The organism is Streptomyces sp. 7R007, from assembly GCF_054850255.1.
Window position 1 is genome coordinate 1 of record NZ_JBTWMV010000187.1, and the last position, 345, is coordinate 345.

The 345-nt window shown below is 80.3% G+C and carries 1 protein-coding gene; it reads left to right on the forward strand.

The window, feature by feature from the left end:
- Positions 1-22: 22 nt before the first annotated feature.
- Positions 23-345 (forward strand): hypothetical protein (locus tag ACYF6T_RS44725; protein WP_461703732.1); only part of this gene is annotated, 323 nt, incomplete at its 3' end.

A 345-nucleotide genomic window follows, 5' to 3' on the forward strand; every position in this document is an offset into this window, starting at 1 on the left:
GCGACGTGCCGGGCTGCGGCCCTTGCAGACCGACCACGCCCTCGCCTTGCTGGACGCGGCCGTGGGCGACGGGCGCGCGTTCCTGGCCGCGGCGGACCTGGACACGGCCGCGCTGGCCGCCCTGCCCGCCGAGGCCGTGCCCGGCATCCTGCGCGAGCTCGCCACCGGGAGCGTGCGCCGCCGGACCGCGGCCGCCGCCCAGGCGCGGTCCGGCGGCGAACTCGCGGCGCACCTCGCCGGGTTGGACGCCGAGGGACGGCAGCGGACCCTGCTCGGGCTGGTCCGCGAGCAGGCGGCCGCCGCTCTGGGGCATTCCGACGTCGGAGCGGTGCGCTCCGACGCCCA